This is a genomic window from Yersinia rohdei ATCC 43380, from assembly GCF_000173775.1.
GTDB lineage: Bacteria > Pseudomonadota > Gammaproteobacteria > Enterobacterales > Enterobacteriaceae > Yersinia > Yersinia rohdei.
The window spans coordinates 51754-71853 of the sequence record NZ_ACCD01000005.1; the positions used below are offsets into that span (position 1 = coordinate 51754).

The following is a 20100-nucleotide window of genomic DNA, read 5'->3' on the forward strand; positions in this document are numbered from 1 at the left end:
TACCCTTTATGTGTCCGCTTATCGCTGAATCAGCGGCTGAACTTTATTATCGATAGCCTCTCTGGCTCGGAAGATACGAGAACGAACAGTACCCACCGGACAGTCCATAATCACAGCTATCTCTTCATAGCTTAGACCATCTAACTCCCTGAGTGTAATCGCCATGCGGAGATCTTCAGGAAGTGAGTCTATGGTTTTAAAAACTATCTGCCTCAATTCTTCAGACAACATTAAGTTCTCAGGGTTCGATATTTCTTTCAATGCACCCGCATTTTCGTAATTTTCAGCATCATTTGCATCAACATCACTAGATGGCGGACGCCGCCCCTGAGCAACTAAGTAATTTTTTGCTGTATTAACAGCGATACGGTAAAGCCAAGTATAAAATGCACTGTCGCCACGAAACGACTCAAGCGCACGGTATGCCTTAATAAAAGATTCTTGAACTACATCAGGAACATCGCCCTGAGGCACATAACGGGATACGAGGCTCGCAACTTTATGCTGGTATCGAATCACCAGTAAATTGAACGATTGCTGATCACCTTTTTGGACCCGTTCGACCAGCATCTGATCCGTTAACTGCTCGCTCATCCGAGGTAAACTCTCCCGAAATCTATCCCCACGCTAAAAATAGTACTGCCAGCCATATGTTTATTTTCCTGAGCAAGCACACGCTTGGAGTTTATAAAAATTGCAAAGTTCCATGTTGCCAGATTATTTGTCTGAATATTCTTTAGACATCTTATAGCCATAGCTTTTGCTCTGGCAGATAGGCTAACATGAATTTCACTCTTCTTCTGCACACATCATACGATATGCCATCATCATCTGAACACGTAAGCGATGTCTTGATCATCGGGAGTGGCGCTGCCGGTTTGTCACTGGCTTTACGTCTTGCGCCACATTGTAAAGTCACTGTTCTGAGCAAAGGGCCGCTTAATGAAGGCGCCACTTTTTATGCTCAGGGAGGAATTGCTGCCGTTTTTGATGAAACCGACAGTATCAGTTCACATGTTGAAGACACCCTGATTGCCGGGGCCGGGCTTTGCGACAAAGATGCCGTAGAATTTATCGCCAGTAACGCCCGTTCTTGCGTGCAATGGCTTATTGACCAAGGTGTCCTTTTTGATACCGAAACCAATGCCCGTGGCGAAGAACGTTATCATCTTACCCGTGAAGGCGGTCATAGCCATCGTCGCATACTACATACGGCAGATGCGACAGGTAAAGAAGTAGAAACCACCCTGGTTGGCAAAGCAAGTACCCACCCTAACATTTTAGTGAAAGAGCGCTGCAATGCGGTCGACCTCATCACATCAAATAAAATTGGTCTTGCCGGGACTAAACGCGTCGTTGGCGCATATATCTGGAACCGCGAGCTTGAAAAAGTTGAAACTTTCCGCGCTAAAGCGGTCGTTTTAGCGACAGGCGGAGCCGCTAAAGTTTATCAATATACCACCAACCCAGATATCTCATCTGGCGACGGTATCGCCATGGCATGGCGGGCCGGATGTCGGGTTGCTAATTTAGAATTTAACCAATTCCATCCTACCTGCTTATTTCACCCACAAGCACGAAACTTTTTACTGACCGAAGCATTACGCGGTGAAGGTGCCTATCTGAAGCGCCCTGATGGTAGCCGCTTTATGCTCGATTTTGACGCGCGCGGTGAACTTGCTCCACGCGATATCGTCGCTCGTGCCATCGACCATGAAATGAAACGTTTGGGTGCGGATTGTATGTATCTGGATATCAGCCATAAACCCACTGATTTCGTGATGCAACACTTCCCAATGATTTACGAAAAACTGTTGTCATTGGGTATCGACCTGACCAAAGAAGCCATTCCTATTGTTCCAGCCGCTCATTATACCTGCGGCGGTGTCATGGTAGACCAGCACGGGCGCACGGATCTGGATGGCTTATATGCAATTGGTGAAGTCAGCTATACCGGATTGCATGGCGCTAACCGTATGGCATCTAACTCATTACTCGAGTGCCTGGTTTACGGCTGGTCTGCCGCCGAAGATATTCTATTGCGCTTACCTACTGCCAAATTAGCCAAACATTTGCCAGACTGGGATGAAAGCCGTGTTGATAACTCCGATGAACGAGTTGTCATCCAGCATAATTGGCATGAATTGCGCCTATTTATGTGGGACTACGTCGGCATTGTTCGTACCACTAAACGTCTCGAGCGCGCCTTACGGCGAATTAATACCTTGCAGCAAGAGATTGACGAATATTATGCCAATTTCCGTATCTCAAATAATCTGCTGGAGTTACGCAACCTGGTACAGGTCGCAGAGTTAATTGTGCGTTGTGCCATGGAGCGCAAAGAGAGCCGAGGATTGCACTATACCCTTGACTATCCAGAACAAATTGAGAATCCAAAACCGACCATTCTCCATCCGTAATAACTGTTTAGGGCGCGATATTTTTCAAAAAAGTATCGCGCCCTATTACCCCGCTTTCACACCTTCATCGCCACCAGCCCGGCTAGTAGTTTAGGTAGAAATCGCTGATTAGCGCGCAGAACTCTGGCGAATACACCCCTTCCGACTGGCGCAAACTCAGCTGCTGGTATTGAGTCTCACCAGCTTGTCGCGCTAACTTTAGCAACATGCGATGCAGCGGTTTCCCGGGGCGGTCTCTAATATCAACCTGGCAATGTATAAACCAGCGCTGCTCCAGCGCAAGGCGAGCAAACTCGACGCCTAAGTCATGGGGCAAAACCACACAAAAAATACCCTCTGCTGTGATAAGCTTCTCAGCACTGTTCAGTAAGGCGTCGTGCGTTAAAGAGCCGGTATAACGTGCAGTATCGCGGGCTTCATCACGACACGCGACCGCCGGAGCAAAGTAAGGTGGGTTACTGACAATAAGGTCATACTGATGAGAATGATTTTCGGCAAACAGATGCACATCTTGCTCATAAATATGAACCCGCTCAGCCCAGGGAGATTGCGCCGCATTGCTGCAAGCTTGCGCCGCGGCCTCGGGTTCCAGCTCTACACCGTCAATCACGACTTCTGTGGCCGTTCGCTGAGCAATCATCAGGGCGATGAGCCCGCTGCCACAGCCAATATCCAGCACTTTGCGGGCTTTTTCTACCGGCACCCAAGCCCCCAGCAAAACACCATCAGTGCCCACTTTCATCGCGCAGCGGTCATGCGCCACAAAAAACTGTTTAAAAGTGAAACCACCACCACGCAACGCCGGTTTTTTTTTCAATTGTTCGCCCACATTAGTCACCAGAATCTATAACCGGCGTAGCATAGGACAATATGATTGAAGGGAAAAGACATCATTACCGCTTAAACAGGTGAAGAATTCGGCTAACCCGTCTATAATCGGCGCCCCAAGTAGAGGAAGACCATGACTGTAACCAATTTCTCCGAACTCGATCTCGATGAACGCCTAATTGACGCACTGCGCGACAAGGGCTATGAGCGCCCAACTGCCATTCAAGCTTCGGCTATTCCGCCAGCTATGGATGGGCGCGATGTATTGGGTTCGGCACCCACAGGCACTGGCAAAACTGCTGCCTTTTTGCTGCCAGCCTTGCAGCATTTGCTGGATTTTCCACGCAAAAAATCTGGCCCACCGCGTATTCTTATCCTGACGCCAACCCGTGAGTTAGCTATGCAGGTTGCGGATCAAGCGCGCGAACTGGCCAAACATACACAACTGGATATCGCGACCATCACTGGCGGCGTGGCTTATATGAACCACGCGGAAGTCTTTAGTGAGAATCAGGATATTGTGGTGGCGACGACTGGCCGTTTACTGCAATACATCAAAGAAGAAAACTTTGACTGCCGCGCAGTAGAGACGCTGATTCTGGACGAAGCTGACCGTATGCTGGATATGGGCTTCGCACAAGATATTGAAACCATCGCCGCAGAAACTCGCTGGCGCAAGCAGACATTATTGTTCTCTGCCACGTTGGAAGGTGAAGCAATCCGTGAGTTTGCGGAACGTATTCTGGATGAGCCGGTAGAGTTAGAAGCCGACCCATCGCGCCGTGAACGCAAAAAAATTCAGCAATGGTATTATCGTGCGGATAATATCGAACACAAAACCGCCTTGCTGGTGCATTTGCTCAAGCAGCCGGAAGTGCAAAAATCTATCATTTTTGTACGTACCCGTGAAAAGGTACACCAACTGGTCAGTTGGCTACGTGAAGCTGGCATTAACGCCTGGTTCCTCGAAGGTGAAATGGTTCAGGCCAAACGCACAGAAGCAGTGATACGTTTGAGCGATGGGCGAGTTAATGTTCTGGTTGCCACTGATGTGGCTTCACGCGGCTTAGATATCGACGATATTAGCCACGTATTTAACTTTGATCTGCCGCTGACTGCGGATGTCTACCTGCATCGTATTGGCCGTACAGGCCGTGCGGGCCGCAAAGGTGTAGCCATCTCACTGGTTGAAGCACACGACCATTTATTGCTGGGCAGAATTGGCCGCTATCTGAAAGAGCCTTTGAAACCTAGGGTAATTGATGAATTGCGCCCAACCAGCAAAGAGCCAAGTGCAAAATCGACCGGCAAACCTTCTAAGAAGGTTTTAGCCAAACGTAAAGAGCTAAAAGAAGCCAGCAAAGAAAAAGCCAAAGTTAAGGTTCGTCATCGTGATGCCAAAAATGTGGGCAAGCGCCGCAAACCAAAAGACAAAGCTGATACCAAATAACGTGCCGAGAAGTTCAGCACATTAACAAAAAAGCCGCTGATAACTAGCGGCTTTTTTTATTCGTCGAGTAAATTAAGCATTTTTATTGATAAATTTCTGCCCGTTTTTTATTCCTAAGCCACACATTCAATCGCTGATATTTTTGCTGCATTTCGGCACTTTGCCTATTAAATGGCGTGCTCGCCAGATACTGTCGGAACGTCGCCCCCTGCTTGTTACGTAGCTCAGGATCAGCTCCGGCTTTTAGCAAACGCAGTACTAAATCAGGTGCTTTCGCCTTAGCGGCCAGATGTAACGGCGTGTCTCCCATGCTATCCGCAAGATTTAGATCGACACCAGTAACCAGCAACAAAATAACCTGAACCTCGCGTCCAGCCATAACTGCCACTGCCAAAGGGGTGGCTAATGTCACACTATTTCTAACATCAGGGTTTAGAGGGTTTTCAAGCAGGATATGCATGTAATGTGCATCCCGAACTTTCGCGGCAGTATGCCAAGCGGTATCCCCCCACATTCCGGGCTGAGAGGGATCGGCATGTTCTTGCTGCAATGCCCGTAAGCTTTCCGGTTGTTGGTTGAGTATTGCCCATTGCATCAAAGTCATCGACTGCTCGCCCTGCTGTTGTAGCAATACTTTGTTGGCGAGCTGGTGAATCTGCTTCACATCTGCGTGAGCAATCGCATCAGCTATTGGCATTACCGATGGGTCGGCAAAAACCGGAGCAATATCTGTCATGGCCTGCCCGTCAAAACTGACTAATGGCATTAAAGCGCCGTAGATGGCATAACGCAGATGACGTTTCACCCTCATTGTCAGTGTTGATTCAAGCATACTGCGGCTCCCAAGACTGTTATTTAGTTATAGAATAGTGGTCGGCTATCGCATTAAGCAGGTTATCAATCCCCAGCGCCAGCAAACGCCCTCCTATCAGTTTTCCCTAAGGCGACTTCCCTGACAGGGACTAGAGCCTAAACATCTTTCGCGAATAATACTAATGAATCCTCTGTTTGCTGTGATCCTCATCTACTTGAATCAAGGTATTAACTTAGAAAGTAGAAATTCTTTGATTACATGGCAAACCTCGGTAAGCCCGCGTACAAAAATAAAACGGATCAACTGCCAGATGGATTGCAATAAAGAGTGATGGATTCCTCCCATGGCCTACCCTGCACCGTCACAGCCTTTTATTTCACCTGTAGCAATGTTGTTATTTTACTCATCACTCATCTTAGAAATCAAATGGGCAAAGATACCCATACAGCCCAATTTCTGGCGGATAATTCTCATATTAAGTTAGAGGCAATAGTTTTACCTATTGGTACACTGGAGAGGATTTTATTATAATAATTAAGATTTATTTATCTAATTTGAAAACGGCGACCCTAACCTAATCTCTCGAAGCATAAATCATAGAGATAAAAAAAGGGAGCCGAAAAGGCCCCCTTGATATTTTTGAGATGTCATTGCTATAACAAAAATTACAGACTTTCAGTGAAAGTACGGGTAATCACATCACGTTGTTGTTCAGGTGTCAGTGAGTTGAAACGTACGGCATAGCCGGAAACACGAATCGTCAACTGAGGATATTTTTCTGGGTGTTTAACTGCATCTTCCAGAGTTTCGCGGCGCAGAACATTCACGTTCAGATGCTGACCACCCTCAACACGTACAGTCGGTTGAACTTCCAGTGGAACTTCACGATATTCAATCTGGCCCAACTCGCTTGCTGGAACGATTTGGTCTTCTGCGTAGCCTGATTTAGCGCAAACACAACGCAGTTCATTTTTTTCATCATCCAACAGCCAGAAAGAGTTCAGCAAGGCTTCATTGTTAGCTTTAGTAATTTGAATACCAGTAATCATTTGGTGCCTCCGTAATACGGCTATAAATTCCAAGGGGAGAAAACTATCTTGGTTATTTGGTAAAACCATTGTTGTCTTATTGTTCTATATACCAGCCACGCCGCCATGAATCTTTGACTTAAATCAATATTTCAGCCACCACGGCGATCATCACTCGAGCAAATTTATGTTTTATATCAATTTTATCACTCTGGCTGATCGCAATTTTTTTTTGTAAATTTTCAACATTTTTTGCACTTCACGGTCAAAAAAACATCACAACATCACAGAGTCTGGTTTAACAGTTTCACTCGCAAGGTTGAACAGTTAAGCTAGCGCACATCAATATTTTACCGAAACCAAGGAGAGTGTTTATGTCCGCCTCCCTTAGCTGGCACGATGTGATCGGCCAAGAAAAAGAACAGCCTTACTTCAAAGATACGCTGGCTTATGTGGCAGCAGAACGCAGCGCTGGTAAAACTATTTATCCAGCACAACAGGATGTCTTTAATGCGTTTCGACTGACCGAATTGGATAAAGTCAAAGTGGTTATTTTGGGCCAAGATCCCTACCACGGCCCTAACCAAGCGCATGGATTATCATTCTCTGTTTTGCCCGGTGTCCCTGCGCCCCCCTCTTTGGTGAACATCTACAAAGAGCTGGTCACAGACATTCCTGGTTTTCAGCGCCCTAACCACGGTTTTTTACAAAGTTGGGCCGAGCAAGGCGTGCTGCTCCTTAACACAGTGCTAACCGTTGAAGCCGGTAATGCGCATTCTCACGCCAATCTTGGCTGGGAAACCTTTACTGATAAAGTCATTGCTGCGCTGAATGAACATCGTGACGGAGTGATTTTTATGTTGTGGGGAGCACATGCGCAGAGAAAGGGCCGCATCATTGATGCCCAGCGCCACTTTATTTTAAAAGCTCCACATCCTTCACCACTCTCCGCACACCGTGGCTTTCTTGGCTGTAAGCACTTTTCACAAGCTAACCAGCTATTACAGCAGCAAGGTTTGCAACCAATTGACTGGCAACCTACTCTGCCAGAATCTGAATAAACGTTATTTGCCTTAAAAACAAATAAAAAAGGCACCGCGAAGGTGCCTTATTCGGTCAAGACACCTTAAGATTTCGCTTTAGATACCGCAACCATCGCTGGGCGTAACAGACGGCCATTTAGCGTATAGCCTTTCTGCATTACCATCATGACGTGATTAGGTTCGTGATCCGCAGACTCTAACATCGTCATCGCCTGGTGGACGTCAGGATTAAAGGGAACGTTAGTATCACTGACCACTTCAATACCGTATTTACCTACTGCATCCAGCAGTGATTTTAGGGTCAACTCGACACCCTCAATCATTGAAGTCAATTCGGCATTGTTCTTATCAGCGGTATCTATCGCACGCTCCAGGTTGTCAATCACAGGCAATAATTCAGCTGAGAATCGCTCCAAAGCAAACTTATGCGCTTTTTCAACATCCAATTCAGTACGACGACGGATATTCTCAACTTCAGCCTTGGCGCGTAGCAAGCTTTCGCGCTCACGTTGTAAGGCTGCAGCCAACTGTGCTTCAAGCTCGGCAACACGCGGCTCTACACCTTCACCTGTCTCTTGTGTTGCTTCCACTTGCTGCTCTGCTGCATTTTCCATTTCTTCCGAGACTTGCTCGTTTGGTGTTTTCTGTTCTTTACTACTCATGGATATCTCCGCGTTTTAGCATTAATCTCGCTACTTGGCTTATTATGGGGATCAAAACCGGGGATTCAAGGGAACCGGTCATAATGTGGGGTAAAAGACGCCCCAGAGAGGAAAATCACGGCAATGAATAATAAAAGATTCAATTGTATTGGTATTGTCGGTCACCCACGGCACCCGGCCGCTCTTGCCACCCATGAAATGCTTTACCACTGGTTAAATGCCAGAGGTTATAACGTAATGGTTGAACAACAGATTGCTAAAGACCTCAAATTAACTCACGCCGTTACCGGTAGTTTGGCTGATATTGGCCAAAAAGCCGATTTAGCCGTCGTCGTCGGCGGTGATGGCAATATGCTCGGTGCCGCCCGGGTACTGGCCCGTTATGATATCAAAGTCATCGGTGTCAACCGGGGCAATCTGGGGTTTTTAACCGACTTAGACCCAGATAATGCTCAGCAGCAACTTTCTGACGTGCTAGAAGGTGAATACCTCAGCGAGCAGCGTTTCTTGCTAGAGACTCAAGTTACACGGACAAACCAGCAAAGCCGTATCAGCACAGCAATCAATGAGGTCGTTTTGCACCCGGGCAAAGTGGCTCATATGATTGAATTCGAAGTGTATATCGATGACCGCTTCGCATTTTCACAACGGTCTGATGGCCTGATCATCGCCACCCCTACCGGTTCTACTGCTTATTCACTCTCTGCGGGCGGCCCCATTTTAACACCAACACTGGATGCCATCGTCTTAGTTCCCATGTTTCCTCACACGCTGACTGCTCGCCCACTGGTTATTAATAGTAGCAGCACAATTCGCTTGAAGTTTTCTCAAATTACCAGCGACCTGGAAATCAGTTGCGATAGCCAGATAGCTCTACCCATTCAGGAAGGCGAAGAAGTTTTAATCCGGCGCAGCGATTTTCATCTCAATTTAATCCACCCCAAGGACTACAGTTATTTCAATACGTTAAGTACAAAACTGGGCTGGTCAAAAAAATTATTCTAAAAAGTGTCGCAAGGCCTTTACTGTATATAAAACCAGTTTATACTGTAATCAAATACAGTCATGTGTTTATGTACAGGAGATTTACCATGCTGGCCCAATTAACCATCAGTAATTTTGCTATTGTGCGTGAGCTAGAAATTGATTTTCAACCCGGAATGACGGCAATTACTGGTGAGACTGGGGCGGGTAAATCCATCGCCATAGATGCATTAGGGTTATGCCTTGGCAGCCGTTCAGATGGGAGCATGGTACGTTTGGGGGCAACTCGTGCAGATATCTGCGCCCGATTCTCACTGGCTGATACACCATCAGCTCGCCAATGGTTAGAAAACAACCACCTTGATGACAGCAATGAATGCCTGTTGCGACGTGCAATTGGCACCGATGGCCGCTCAAGAGGATTTATTAATGGAACAGCAGTGCCGCTGTCCCAATTAAGGGAGTTGGGCCAGCACCTGATCCAAATTCACGGCCAACATGCTCATCAATTATTATTAAAACCCGACCATCAAAAGCAATTGTTAGACGCCTATGCAAACCAATCTGCCCTGCTGGCTGAAATGAAAGCCGCCTATCAGGTCTGGCACCAAAGCTGTCGTGCACTCGCATTGCATCAGCAGCAGTCACTGGAACGTAATGCTCGCCATGAATTGCTGCAATATCAGTTGAAAGAACTAAATTCATTCGCCCCACAAGCTGGGGAATATGAACAAATTGATGTCGAATATAAACGTTTATCAAACAGTGGACAGCTGTTGTCGCTCAGCCAACAGGCGCTACAGATACTCGCGGATGATGAACAAAATAATATCCTTCGCCAGCTGTATTCAGCTAAACACCAATTGACCGAACTGGCAGGAATGGACGAACAATTTAACAACCTGCTGAATATGTTAGAGGAAGCCTCCATCCAAATCAGCGAAACCAGTGATGAATTGCGCCACTATGCTGAACAATTTGATATGGATCCCAACCGCATGTATGAACTGGAACAGCGGTTATCTCGTCAATTAAATCTGGCCCGCAAGCACCATGTTGCACCAGAAGAATTACCGCAGTTCCATCAACAGCTGTTAGATGAACAAGAACAACTCTCACAGCAAGAAAATGATCATGAACAGCTCAGCCATGCAGTAAATACTCATTATCAACAAGCATTGGCTATTGCCAAGCGCTTGCATGAGGAACGCCAGCAGTATGCTAACGAATTAGCCGTACTGATTACCGAAAGCATGCATGAGCTATCCATGCCACACGGCAAATTCACCATAGAAACCCAATTTGAACCTGAACACCTCAGTGCGGAAGGCGCAACTCGCATTGAATTTTGTGTTACCACTAATCCAGGTCAGCCACTACAACCATTGGCTAAAGTTGCCTCCGGAGGTGAGCTATCTCGCATCGCATTGGCTATTCAGGTCATTACAGCGCGTAAAATGGACACTCCTGCGCTTATCTTTGATGAAGTGGATGTTGGTATCAGTGGGCCGACAGCAGCCATAGTGGGCCGCATGTTACGTCAGTTAGGTGAATCAACGCAGGTAATGTGTGTTACTCACCTTCCACAAGTTGCAGGTTGTGGTCATCAACATTTCTTTGTGAGTAAACAAACTGATGGCACTGAAACCGAAACCCATATGCATCGATTAGATAAAAAAGCCCGCTTGCAAGAGTTGGCGCGCCTTCTGGGCGGTAGTGAAGTGACGAAAAATACCCTGGCCAATGCAAAAGAATTGCTCGCAGCATAGAAAAGATTAACTTTTTTCCTTTCCAGAGGTCATACAGGTGCCCTGTAAAGGTTCCCAACTGCTGCAAGGTCTATTATCATCGTCATCCTACGCCCTAAAGGAATGTGATTACTATGCGCTGTAAAATGCTGACTGCCGCCGCTGTAATGCTTGCAATGCTTACTGCGGGTTGTTCAACGCTGGAGAAGGTGGTCTACCGGCCTGATATTAATCAGGGTAACTATTTATCACCTAATGACGCGTCCAAAATTCATAAAGGTATGACCCAACAACAAGTGGCATATACCTTAGGCACGCCAATGTTACAGGACCCGTTTGGTACTAAAACCTGGTTCTACGTATTCCGCCAGCAACCTGGCCACGAGAAAGTCACGCAACAAACATTAACGTTGACCTTCGATAGCAGTGGTGTGCTGACTGATATCAAAAACCAGCCAACATTAGCAGGAAATTAATTTATCCGAAGATTGCAGAGTAGATTGAGGAAATGAATGCTAGTTAAGGTGTTAGGTGCGAATCTATTAATGTTTATGCAGCTGCAGAATAGCGTACGTTTTCGTCAATAGCAGTCCAGGGCTATAACAAAAAATAAGGCGCAGTTTGTGCCTTATTTTTTTGCTTGCTCCGCACGCTGGCGTCGCAATTCTTTAGGATCTGCTATTAATGGGCGATATATTTCAACTCGGTCACCATCATTAAGCTTATCGCTAAGCTTTACCGGGCGGCTGTAAACACCCACCTTATTCTTTTTTAGATCAATATCTGACCGTAACTCAAGTAAACCAGAAGTATTAATAGCATCCTCAACAGTGCTTCCCACATCAAGGGAAACCGTGCGCAAGTATTGGCGTTCAGGTAAGGCGTAAACCACCTCTACGCGAATATCAGACACTATAAACCTCTTTAGCTCGCTGGGTGAATGCTTGCACCATGTTCCCTGCTAATTCTTTGAAAATTTTACCAAAAGCCAATTCAATTAACTTATTGGTAAATTCAAAATCGAGGTGTAGCTCAACCTTGCAGGCATCAGCACTTAATGGCGTAAAATGCCATCCGCCCATTAGCTTGCGAAACGGCCCATCAACCAGTTGCATATCAATACGCTGGTTATCAGTTAATATATTGCGTGTTGTGAACGTTTTACTTATTCCGGCCTTAGCAACATCGACGGCAGCCGTCATTTCATTTTCAGTAGCATCAATAACCCGGCTTCCAGTACAACCCGGTAAAAATTCTGGGTAAGAGCGAACATCATTAACCAGTTGATACATTTGTTCTACGCTAAATGGAACCAACGCAGAGCGGCTAATTTGTGGCATAACATTTCCTGTGAGACATAAAACGCACTGATAATACCATTTATCCACCGCCATACAAAAAATCTGCTAGATATTCCATGCAACAAATGAGACAAAATGCACAGACATCCTGCGAGAAAGGATTTCATTCGCCACCGCATACAGTATAATGATCAACACTATGACAAAGAAAAAAGCATACAAACCCGGTTCCGCAACCATTGCGCAAAATAAACGTGCCCGCCACGAATACTTCATTGAGCAAGAATTTGAAGCAGGTCTTTCGTTGCAAGGTTGGGAAGTAAAATCTCTGCGTGCGGGCAAGGCCAACATCAGTGATAGCTACGTCACCTTTAGAAACGGTGAGGCTTTCCTATTTGGTGCGACTATCACGCCGCTTAACGTAGCTTCAACACATGTTGTCTGCGAACCTATGCGCACGCGCAAATTACTGCTGAACAAACGTGAGCTGGACTCATTGATCGGCAAGGTTAATCGTGACGGTTTTACCGTAGTTGCCCTTTCCGTGTATTGGAAAAATGCTTGGGTTAAAGTTAAAATCGGCGTCGCAAAAGGTAAAAAAGATCACGATAAACGCGATGATATCAAAGATCGTGAATGGCAGGTCGATAAAGCCAGAATAATGAAACACGCCAATCGTTAAGTCACTGGCATAACGAGTTATAGTTCTGGTATACTACACAAGTTCTTTGGGGCTGATTCTGGATTCGACGGGATTTGCGAAACCCAAGGTGCATGCCGAGGTGCGGAGGCCTCGTAAAAAACCGCAAAAAAAATAATTGCAAACGACTCGCAATACGAATCTGCTGCTTTAGCAGCTTAATCAGCCTAAGAAACTGAAGATTCCCTCTCTCCCTAGCCTCCGCTCTTAGGACGGGGATCAAGAGAGGTCAAACCTAAAAGAGATCGCGTGGACACCTTGCCTGGGGTGAAAGCGTTAAACCCAATCAGGATAGTTTGTTAGTGGCGTGTCCGTCCGCAGCTAACCGGCGAATGTAATGACTGGACTAAGCATGTAGTGCCGACGGCGTAGTAATTTCGGACGGGGGTTCAAATCCCCCCAGCTCCACCAAAATCTTCAATCGATGATTACCAGAGTCATCCGATAAAGTCTAAAGAGCCCGCATGGCACAAGCCCTGCGGGCTTTTTTGTGCCTTCAATTTGTCCCGCGAAGTCTGAAGCCAACTAATTAAATCCGAACCTTTTAGGCACCTTGTTAGGCACCTCATAAAGCTTTATTGTTTTTGAGGTGCCTAAAACTATGGAAACCCGGCAATGGCAAGACAAACCAAACCTCTATCCGTTAAAGAAATCGAATCAGCCAAATCCAAAGAAGCGGACTACGTTCTCTATGATGGCGATGGTCTTGAGCTGCTCATCAAATCAAGTGGCAGTAAAATCTGGCAGTTTCGCTACATTCGCCCAGTCACCAAGAAGCGTGCGAAAAAGAGTATTGGGGCTTACCCATCAGTTACCCTTGCTGATGCGCGAAGCTATCGGGCAGAGGTTCGCGTTCTCCTTGCAAAACAAATCGATCCGCAGGAGCATCAGCAAGAACAACTTCGCAGTACTCTTGAAGCCAAAACCAATACCTTCCAACTCGTAGCTGAACGTTGGTGGAATGTGAAGAAAACCAGCGTAACAGAGGACTATGCGGAAGATATTTGGCGCTCACTTGAAAGAGATGTTTTCTCAGCAATTGGCGATATGAGCATCACTGATATTAAAGCCCATACTCTGGTCCAAGCAATTCAACCCGTTCAGGCTCGTGGAGCATTGGAAACTGTCCGTCGCCTGTGCCAACGCATCAATGAGGTCATGGTTTATGCTCAAAACACAGGTCTGATTGATGCTGTCCCAAGCGTCAATATTGGCAAGGCATTCGAGAAGCCTCAGAAAAGGAACATGCCAAGCATCCGTCCAGACCAACTACCGCAACTCATGCAGACTATGCGTACCGCCAACATTATCCTACCAACACGGTGCCTGTTCATGTGGCAACTTCTTACTATTACCCGCCCTGCCGAAGCGGCTGAAGCTCGCTGGGACGAGATAAACCTGGAAGCACGAGAATGGAAAATCCCAGCATCACGCATGAAAATGAACCGTGACCACACTGTTCCATTGTCAGATCAAGCAATGGCCGTTTTAGAAATGATGCAACCGCTATGCGTAAATCGAGAGTTTGTCTTTCCCAGTCGTATCAAACCGACTCAATCAATGAACAGTCAAACGGTAAATGCGGCGCTTAAACGTGCCGGATTAGGCGGAATACTCGTCTCACATGGTTTGCGGTCTATTGCCAGCACAGCACTCAATGAGCAAGGTTTTTCACCAGATGTCATCGAAGCCGCTCTTGCTCATGTTGATAAAAATGAGGTTCGCCGCGCTTATAACCGCAGCGATTACCTTGAACAACGTCGCCCAATGATGCAATGGTGGGGTGATTTTGTTAATTCAGCCGACAAGGGAGCTATAATTACGCCAAACTCTGGTATCCTGAGACTTGTTGGATAAAAATCCGTAGATTTGTTACATGAAAAATAGCGTGAAAATCACGCTATTTTTTTTTACCACGCTTAACTCGTACAGTTGCTTCGAAGGCCGCCCTCACCTCACTATCTTCACGAGCCCAGCGAACCATAGTTGCGCTAAGTTCATCTTCATTAAGATCCAATCCCTCATTATGGGCTTTCATTTTTTCCACAAAACTCATTAACTCCAACTCTATAGCTCGCGCGGCTACGGTTCTTTTTTGCCATCCGCCATCTGGGGGAGCATTTTTGTGAAGTAACCTTATAACTTCTTGCTTTACTGGAATATAGTGCTCAGCTTTTGCCTTTCCACCTTTAATAGCTGACTGTCGCCTACCCGCACTAACCTTTTTTTCTCTATCAATCAATTGATTAAAATCCACACACCCACGACATTCATTCAAAATTCGGTTAGCATGTAAAAAGGACTCAACCGCCATTTCTTGGTCGACTTCCCATATGTCTCTTCCCCAGAGCTGAAATACGCCAGCAGCGAACAGCTCATCTTTGAAGGTCTGTTTCAATCCTATAGCCGAGTGCATCAAAGGTATGGTTGTCCATTTTAGCTTTAGCTGCTTCCAGCACGCATCATGGTCGATGTACCGAGATCTGAACTTTAAGACCTCGTCTTTTACTTCATCACTATCCTCCTCAAGAAATGATAGCCCCTCAATTAAAGCATCTTTAAACGGCCAATCTGAAGACGCAAGAAGCCTATGCAAATCCCTGCTCTGAGCTACAAATTCCCTGCAAAAAAGTTTTAACATACAATTGCAACACTATGTTTTTTAGACCATTAAAGTAACAACAGTATTGTAAAAAAAAACTTTTTGGCAAGTTGATTTTTTTTTAAGCGCATAAAAGTTATCTTCATTTCGTCCCATAACACACAACCTAAGAGAAATGTTGATGAACATATCCAATGCAAAAATGATACGGATTACATCTGTAATGATAAAAATTGGCGTGGCCCGCTCGACCATCTACGATTGGATTAACCCAAAATCCCCACGTTACGATGCAACGTTTCCAAAACGACGCCGTCTTGGTAAACAATCTATTGGTTGGCTTGAGTCAGAGATAGATGAATGGATTTTGCTCCGAGAGCCAGTATCTTCCTGAGCCCCCATAAACACGATTATTTATTAGCCATAATTGGCACTTGAGGTATCTTAACTCATGCATAAATTAGAAAATAATATTCAGAATTTTTATTAAAAATGCAATTTTATAAATTCCAAATAAACATTAACAGGTTAATTAAAGCATGAAAAGCCTCGTAAACACCTCTATATTTATCACTATGCACTTTTAAAAAAACAATATTCAAATAGGAGTCCTATCATGCTCAAGAGAGTCACATTTTCAACCAATTATACATCAACAATTGATTATTATAAAAGAGTGAGTGATGTCTCAGGACGCTCTCTATCATCTATTTTATCAGAAGAGTTACACAGAGCGTCACAGTCACATGCAAAAAAAACAATCCCCATGATTACGGATAAATCTAGCAAAAAAAAAGCGATATGGAATTTTACGAGGAAATTTGGCGAAAGAGTATTTTAATACCTCAAAATATTATTGATGCAATGGAACTTAAGAAAAATGTTAACACAGGCAAATTGAGCAAATTTGAAAAGGAAAAAATTAAAGAAAAACTTGAATGTATGATTAATGATGGAGACATCAGAAATGCGGTTTATATCTATATAAACAGAGAGGCAAACAATGAAAACAGATTATCTGTCGGAATTGGAACAATACTACTTATCAGGAAAACAGTTCATGATAATATTTTTTTTGACATCAACAAAGCCATATTAATTCCGATTATTGAATTGATTTCATGCAGGATGGATAGCGTTCTTGAAAATCACGCTGTAAATACTTCTTTCCCACACATTTGCTGGATTCCAATTTATTACATTAACAGCAAGGCAGTCATGATACCTGTTATTAGGAAATGTGATAGTTCATTGATGACTAAGTCAGAAGGCGAAATCATTATAATTAACCCATTTATTTAATGAACTAAAAATAAAGGAGATTAGTAAACAACTGATGCGCAGGTCTGAAAAACATGGTGTTAAACGAGTGGACGATTGTATTGCTATTTTAAGGTGAGAAACAAGCTTTCAGTCTGAGGCAGGTAGCATCAATTAATAACTGACACTGGAGTTATGCTGTATGACTCATTTTTTTTATCATCAATGCAAGGATTTGAGAGAAGTCGAGGAGTTTGGAGACAAAACTGAGGTGGTAGAAATCCGAAGAACTCTGTTGATAAATTCCGGAAAGATAATTATCGATAGACAACTATCCCCAGGCAGTTCAGATGTTTTGAAAAAACTGATCAATCGAGACATGAATACAGGGGATGACTTAGTTATTTTAGATCTTAACAGTCTGGGGAATAATGCAGAAATGATTCAGGAGAATATAATACGATGCGCTAAAAAAGCTATACGCATTCACTGTTACTTCCCTCAAAAGAAGTTAACCCCGACAGTTGATGGGTATATTTTTACTTTATTACTTCCAAAGATACAAAATGAATGCAGGAAGGTTAATTTATCAGCATTGAAGACTAGAAATATCACTAGACCACTAGGAAGAACAGAGGGAAGCAAATATCGTGAAAGCATCGAGCTAGCTAAACGCAGAGGGCTGACTCAATCACAAACAGCAAAAGAACTGGATATAAGCATATCGACAGTTAAACGTAATTGGAACAGCGGAATTATCGGTTAGTTCTAAAAGCTAATTAGAGAGTGACTTTTATACAGCCATCACAGGCTGGGGCTAACTTTATCTCAAATTTAGATGTTGGATAGGTATTATAATGGCTATCTACTCTTAGTTCTAACTAATAGTCGTCTAAGGGTAGAATTACTAATCAAGTAATTATCAGATCATAACAGTATGGGGATACTGAGATTTGATTCCAGTATATACCTTAATCATCAGTAAGGTACAGCCCTGCCTGTGTGGCAATAACTAATACGGTTTCTGGCAGACCGTAGGACCAACCACATAGGTATATTGATATGAAATATGTACAGCTTTATCGGATGAAGATTAATGCATTATTGAATGCTCTGACGAATAAATATCCACGAGTTACGGCGGTAAGGGTGGATTTCCATTTTCCAGGTATCGTCGATGATGGTGATAACATTTGCTGCTTCCCTAATCTGGAACCGGGAGTAATATCGCGGATGCGCGGCTCCCTAAAGGCTAAACTGGAAGCTGACAAAACTCGTAAGCAACGAGAGGGTAAACGTATCTATCGTTGCCCTCTGTTTATTATGTGGGCGAGGGAATTTTCAGAATCAGGTAAATGCCATTACCACATTTGCCTGTTGTTCAACAAAGACGCCTACTACCATCTCGGTGATTACAATCAGGAAGACAACTTGAGAGGAATGATTACCGGGGCATGGTACAGTGCCTTGGGGCTGGAACTCGACGATCACCAAGGTCTGGTGCATTTTCCAGATGATTGCCGCTACGTGCTGGACACTAACAGTCCTGACTTCGACGAACATTACCAGGACCTGCTTGATCGTCTGGATTATCTGAGCAAAGTTGAAACTAAAGTGTTTGGGGAAGGGGATCGTAACTTCGGTTGCAGTCAAATCGATCTGTAACTTACTTATGGCCTTCTCTGCGTGAGAAGGCCTTTTTTATATTAGGAATAATGTGCCACGTCCCAGAATCACACAGCTCGATCCAATAGCTGCCTTCCGCTTACATGTGCGCGAAAATCAGCGATGTAGTAAATTTACGCAGCCACTTAGATTATTCATTCATATCCTCCAACGTTCCACCAGTGTCATATGTGTCTTGAAATATCAGACTATCCACTGAGGGGATCGGAATGTGCGAAGGTTGAATCATAGTTCGACTCTTCAGGATGCTATGCTTAAAGTAGCGCTTGCAATCTATCCCTCTGTCGGTTGGAACCCAATGAGCTGCCTCAGGAAATAGCGCAGGATTGATTGGATGCAGTGCGTTCGGGTTGTGGAACACCTCCATCTCCGCAGTCCACGGCTCATAACCATATGGCTCCCATAAACTACGATACTCGTCGCTGTTTACGTCCATACTGAAGGGAATACCACGCAATGCACCAGGGCTGTCGTCAGCGAACTCACCGACTCTCACATAGCGGTAGTCTTCACTTTTACCGCCGAAGGAAACAGGCACTCGACTCAATTTGCTCAGAGTTGCTGCGTTAGAAAAAATAATAGCCGACAGGGTTATGTTTTCGAAGGAAGAGAACAAACCGGCCTTGATATTGGGATCACTTGGCAGTTTATCGAGAGCTTCGGCTACAGCCACAATCTTTCCTTCCTCCGCTACTTCTCTGACATAAAATCCGTAGAGGTAGGAAATGAGAGCCTCACGGCTCCACATCATTGACCCAGGTGAGTAAAAGTCTGCTATCGCAATGGCAAACGGTTTGCCAACGACATGAGTCATTTCGGTATAGTTCTTGCATAGCTTATTCCGCAAGGTCCGAGCATAGCGTTCAGTTACAGTTCCTAATTGTCTTTCGCGTCGATCTTGAGGAAACGGAGCTACCACTGCGCTGGCATGGTCATATCGCTCTGGTGGATTGACTGTCACAGCTTCCACCCAGGCATCTCCGCCAGCTTTATTCGTCACGTGAAAGTCAGGAGAGGGATAATCTTGAGTCACTATCAACCCCTGCTCACGAAAACTAGCAAGAAGCAGAGCCTCCCAGAGCCGAGTGTGAAAATTGCCTGTCTGGCAGTCTCTTGCCCAGTTTGGGTCTGGATTGGGCATTGCTAGATACAACTGATTGAGCACCCATGCGCCACGCTCTCTACATGATTGTCCTAGCAGCTTAAAGATGCCACTCGGCTCACATCCATTAGTGTCCCAGAGAGGTGCGCGCCTGCGAGTTCCTGAAGGCACGGGAACACGGCAAGAAGGCTCATCGCACGCCTGACGAATGATTGTCAGGGCTTCTTCTTCGCTATAAAAATCTACTTTCCTATGCAACACTGCCCATACGTCGTCCTCTCGACGCCGCATGATGAGAACACCGTGCCTCCCGCTATAGCAGTTCTTCATCAGTGCACCTACTGTTAGATGATCACTGCCGCTCCATGCGCATAATGGAGGATCGTCACCAAATCCCAAGCCTTTCGGCAACGACAAGGCATAAATATTGAAGATAAAAGGTTGAAGTGGGATCACGTTTCACGATGTCCTT

The 20100-nt window shown here is 45.1% G+C and carries 21 protein-coding genes and 1 other RNA gene; 13 read left to right on the plus strand and 9 right to left on the minus strand.

Features of this window, described 5'->3' with window-relative positions:
* Positions 1 to 18: 18 nt before the first annotated feature.
* The gene (gene rpoE, locus YROHD0001_RS0117515; RefSeq protein ID WP_032816407.1) at positions 19 to 594 is read right to left on the minus strand and encodes an RNA polymerase sigma factor RpoE; all 576 of its coding nucleotides are present in this window, start codon (positions 592 to 594) and stop codon (positions 19 to 21) included.
* 224 nt (positions 595 to 818) lie between these two features.
* On the opposite strand from rpoE, the gene nadB reads away from it, so the two are divergent.
* Positions 819 to 2420 (plus strand): L-aspartate oxidase, encoded by a 1602-nt coding sequence (gene nadB / locus YROHD0001_RS12190; RefSeq protein ID WP_186373516.1) that lies wholly within the window; start codon positions 819 to 821, stop codon positions 2418 to 2420.
* 82 nt (positions 2421 to 2502) lie between these two features.
* On the opposite strand, the gene trmN is transcribed toward nadB, so the two are convergent.
* The gene (gene trmN / locus YROHD0001_RS12185) at positions 2503 to 3249 is read right to left on the minus strand and encodes a tRNA(1)(Val) (adenine(37)-N(6))-methyltransferase TrmN (protein ID WP_032816410.1); all 747 of its coding nucleotides are present in this window, start codon (positions 3247 to 3249) and stop codon (positions 2503 to 2505) included.
* 132 nt (positions 3250 to 3381) lie between these two features.
* Here trmN and srmB point away from each other — a divergent pair, with 132 nt between their 5' ends.
* A complete protein-coding gene (gene srmB, locus YROHD0001_RS12180) occupies positions 3382 to 4698 on the plus strand; it encodes an ATP-dependent RNA helicase SrmB (RefSeq protein WP_004713980.1) in 1317 nt (438 codons plus the stop codon).
* A gap of 82 nt (positions 4699 to 4780) precedes the next feature.
* On the opposite strand, the gene YROHD0001_RS12175 is transcribed toward srmB, so the two are convergent.
* Positions 4781 to 5434 (minus strand): ankyrin repeat domain-containing protein, encoded by a 654-nt coding sequence (locus YROHD0001_RS12175; protein ID WP_032816490.1) that lies wholly within the window; start codon positions 5432 to 5434, stop codon positions 4781 to 4783.
* 743 nt (positions 5435 to 6177) lie between these two features.
* Positions 6178 to 6561 (minus strand): autonomous glycyl radical cofactor GrcA, encoded by a 384-nt coding sequence (gene grcA, locus YROHD0001_RS12170; protein WP_004713982.1) that lies wholly within the window; start codon positions 6559 to 6561, stop codon positions 6178 to 6180.
* 353 nt (positions 6562 to 6914) lie between these two features.
* Here grcA and ung point away from each other — a divergent pair, with 353 nt between their 5' ends.
* Positions 6915 to 7601, plus strand: a complete 687-nt coding sequence (ung, locus tag YROHD0001_RS12165; RefSeq protein ID WP_032816411.1) for a uracil-DNA glycosylase — start codon at positions 6915 to 6917, stop codon at positions 7599 to 7601.
* 65 nt (positions 7602 to 7666) lie between these two features.
* Here ung and grpE read toward each other — a convergent pair whose 3' ends face one another.
* Positions 7667 to 8245, minus strand: a complete 579-nt coding sequence (gene grpE, locus YROHD0001_RS12160) for a nucleotide exchange factor GrpE (protein ID WP_004713984.1) — start codon at positions 8243 to 8245, stop codon at positions 7667 to 7669.
* Positions 8246 to 8368: 123 nt separating this feature from the next.
* Between grpE and nadK the strand changes: the two genes are divergently transcribed.
* The 3 genes from nadK (at position 8369) to bamE (ending at position 11453) form a co-directional block, all read left to right on the plus strand.
* On the plus strand, positions 8369 to 9250 hold the full coding sequence (nadK, locus tag YROHD0001_RS12155) for an NAD(+) kinase (RefSeq protein ID WP_032816412.1): 882 nt from the start codon (positions 8369 to 8371) through the stop codon (positions 9248 to 9250).
* Between the two features lie 86 nt (positions 9251 to 9336).
* Positions 9337 to 10998, plus strand: coding sequence for a DNA repair protein RecN (gene recN / locus YROHD0001_RS12150; protein ID WP_004713987.1), 1662 nt, complete (start codon positions 9337 to 9339; stop codon positions 10996 to 10998).
* Positions 10999 to 11111: 113 nt separating this feature from the next.
* A complete protein-coding gene (bamE, locus tag YROHD0001_RS12145) occupies positions 11112 to 11453 on the plus strand; it encodes an outer membrane protein assembly factor BamE (RefSeq protein ID WP_004713988.1) in 342 nt (113 codons plus the stop codon).
* Positions 11454 to 11605: 152 nt separating this feature from the next.
* On the opposite strand, the gene YROHD0001_RS12140 is transcribed toward bamE, so the two are convergent.
* Positions 11606 to 11890, minus strand: coding sequence for an RnfH family protein (locus YROHD0001_RS12140; RefSeq protein WP_032816413.1), 285 nt, complete (start codon positions 11888 to 11890; stop codon positions 11606 to 11608).
* Positions 11883 to 12317, minus strand: coding sequence for a type II toxin-antitoxin system RatA family toxin (locus tag YROHD0001_RS12135; RefSeq protein ID WP_032816415.1), 435 nt, complete (start codon positions 12315 to 12317; stop codon positions 11883 to 11885). The genes YROHD0001_RS12140 and YROHD0001_RS12135 overlap by 8 nt, the downstream gene beginning before the upstream one ends.
* Positions 12318 to 12477: 160 nt before the next feature.
* On the opposite strand from YROHD0001_RS12135, the gene smpB reads away from it, so the two are divergent.
* From smpB to YROHD0001_RS12125, 3 genes are all read left to right on the plus strand, one after another.
* Positions 12478 to 12960: an SsrA-binding protein SmpB gene (gene smpB, locus YROHD0001_RS12130; protein WP_032813945.1), complete on the plus strand. Its 483-nt coding sequence runs from the start codon at positions 12478 to 12480 to the stop codon at positions 12958 to 12960.
* Positions 12961 to 13008: 48 nt separating this feature from the next.
* Positions 13009 to 13389: a transfer-messenger RNA gene (ssrA, locus tag YROHD0001_RS19600) on the plus strand.
* 204 nt (positions 13390 to 13593) lie between these two features.
* Positions 13594 to 14835, plus strand: coding sequence for an integrase (locus YROHD0001_RS12125; RefSeq protein WP_004713992.1), 1242 nt, complete (start codon positions 13594 to 13596; stop codon positions 14833 to 14835).
* Between the two features lie 43 nt (positions 14836 to 14878).
* Here the strand turns inward: YROHD0001_RS12125 and YROHD0001_RS20020 are convergent, their stop codons facing one another.
* On the minus strand, positions 14879 to 15619 hold the full coding sequence (locus YROHD0001_RS20020; RefSeq protein WP_004713993.1) for a hypothetical protein: 741 nt from the start codon (positions 15617 to 15619) through the stop codon (positions 14879 to 14881).
* Between the two features lie 142 nt (positions 15620 to 15761).
* Here YROHD0001_RS20020 and YROHD0001_RS19610 point away from each other — a divergent pair, with 142 nt between their 5' ends.
* The 4 genes from YROHD0001_RS19610 to YROHD0001_RS12120 all read left to right on the plus strand — a co-directional run bounded on the left by YROHD0001_RS19610 (position 15762) and on the right by YROHD0001_RS12120 (position 18505).
* A complete protein-coding gene (locus YROHD0001_RS19610) occupies positions 15762 to 15974 on the plus strand; it encodes an AlpA family phage regulatory protein (RefSeq protein ID WP_071817867.1) in 213 nt (70 codons plus the stop codon).
* A 407-nt stretch (positions 15975 to 16381) separates the two neighbouring features.
* Positions 16382 to 16882 carry a hypothetical protein gene (locus YROHD0001_RS0117530; protein ID WP_032816419.1) on the plus strand — a complete coding sequence of 167 codons (501 nt, stop codon included), beginning with the start codon at positions 16382 to 16384 and terminating at the stop codon, positions 16880 to 16882.
* Positions 16883 to 17042: 160 nt separating this feature from the next.
* Positions 17043 to 17606, plus strand: a complete 564-nt coding sequence (locus YROHD0001_RS20720) for an ECF-type sigma factor (RefSeq protein ID WP_235427893.1) — start codon at positions 17043 to 17045, stop codon at positions 17604 to 17606.
* 296 nt (positions 17607 to 17902) lie between these two features.
* Entirely contained in the window at positions 17903 to 18505 is a 603-nt protein-coding gene (locus YROHD0001_RS12120; RefSeq protein WP_032816420.1) for an inovirus Gp2 family protein, read from the plus strand.
* 151 nt (positions 18506 to 18656) lie between these two features.
* Here YROHD0001_RS12120 and YROHD0001_RS12115 read toward each other — a convergent pair whose 3' ends face one another.
* Entirely contained in the window at positions 18657 to 20084 is a 1428-nt protein-coding gene (locus tag YROHD0001_RS12115) for a hypothetical protein (protein ID WP_004713996.1), read from the minus strand.
* Positions 20085 to 20100: the final 16 nt, after the last annotated feature.